This is a genomic window from Corynebacterium sp. HMSC070H05 (assembly GCF_001837615.1).
In the GTDB taxonomy this organism is placed as follows: domain Bacteria; phylum Actinomycetota; class Actinomycetes; order Mycobacteriales; family Mycobacteriaceae; genus Corynebacterium; species Corynebacterium coyleae.
Genome location: NZ_KV833267.1, coordinates 1 through 1,443 on the forward strand (window position 1 = coordinate 1; position 1,443 = coordinate 1,443).

Here is a 1,443-nt window from a genome sequence, read left to right on the forward strand (position 1 = left end):
GTGGAAAGTTTTTTCGGTGTGGGATGAGCTCGCGGCCTATCAGCTTGTTGGTGGGGTAATGGCCTACCAAGGCGTCGACGGGTAGCCGGCCTGAGAGGGTGTACGGCCACATTGGGACTGAGATACGGCCCAGACTCCTACGGGAGGCAGCAGTGGGGAATATTGCACAATGGGCGCAAGCCTGATGCAGCGACGCCGCGTGGGGGATGACGGCCTTCGGGTTGTAAACTCCTTTCGCTAGGGACGAAGCGTTATGTGACGGTACCTAGAGAAGAAGCACCGGCTAACTACGTGCCAGCAGCCGCGGTAATACGTAGGGTGCGAGCGTTGTCCGGAATTACTGGGCGTAAAGAGCTCGTAGGTGGTTTGTCGCGTCGTTTGTGTAAGCCCGCAGCTTAACTGCGGGACTGCAGGCGATACGGGCATAACTTGAGTGCTGTAGGGGAGACTGGAATTCCTGGTGTAGCGGTGGAATGCGCAGATATCAGGAGGAACACCGATGGCGAAGGCAGGTCTCTGGGCAGTAACTGACGCTGAGGAGCGAAAGCATGGGGAGCGAACAGGATTAGATACCCTGGTAGTCCATGCCGTAAACGGTGGGCGCTAGGTGTGAGTCCCTTCCACGGGGTTCGTGCCGTAGCTAACGCATTAAGCGCCCCGCCTGGGGAGTACGGCCGCAAGGCTAAAACTCAAAGGAATTGACGGGGGCCCGCACAAGCGGCGGAGCATGTGGATTAATTCGATGCAACGCGAAGAACCTTACCTGGGCTTGACATACACCAGACCGGGCCAGAGATGGTCTTTCCCTTTGTGGTTGGTGTACAGGTGGTGCATGGTTGTCGTCAGCTCGTGTCGTGAGATGTTGGGTTAAGTCCCGCAACGAGCGCAACCCTTGTCTTATGTTGCCAGCACGTGATGGTGGGGACTCATGAGAGACTGCCGGGGTTAACTCGGAGGAAGGTGGGGATGACGTCAAATCATCATGCCCCTTATGTCCAGGGCTTCACACATGCTACAATGGTCGGTACAACGCGTTTGCGAGCCTGTGAGGGTGTGCTAATCGCTGAAAGCCGGCCTTAGTTCGGATTGGGGTCTGCAACTCGACCCCATGAAGTCGGAGTCGCTAGTAATCGCAGATCAGCAACGCTGCGGTGAATACGTTCCCGGGCCTTGTACACACCGCCCGTCACGTCATGAAAGTTGGTAACACCCGAAGCCAGTGGCCTGTCATGGGAGCTGTCGAAGGTGGGATCGGCGATTGGGACGAAGTCGTAACAAGGTAGCCGTACCGGAAGGTGCGGCTGGATCACCTCCTTTCTAAGGAGCTTTTATTTTTCGCCCACAGTTGTGGGTGTGGTGGTTGAGTGCCCGAGTGTGGTACTGCCACCTGTTTGTTTTAAAAATGTCCGGGTGGAGACACACCCAACCATGATCATCATGCTT

The 1,443-nt window shown here is 56.3% G+C and carries 1 rRNA gene; it reads left to right on the plus strand.

Going from position 1 to position 1,443, the window contains the following annotated elements:
- Positions 1 to 1,317: ribosomal RNA gene (locus HMPREF2617_RS00005) — 16S ribosomal RNA — on the plus strand; the annotation flags it as partial.
- Positions 1,318 to 1,443: the final 126 nt, after the last annotated feature.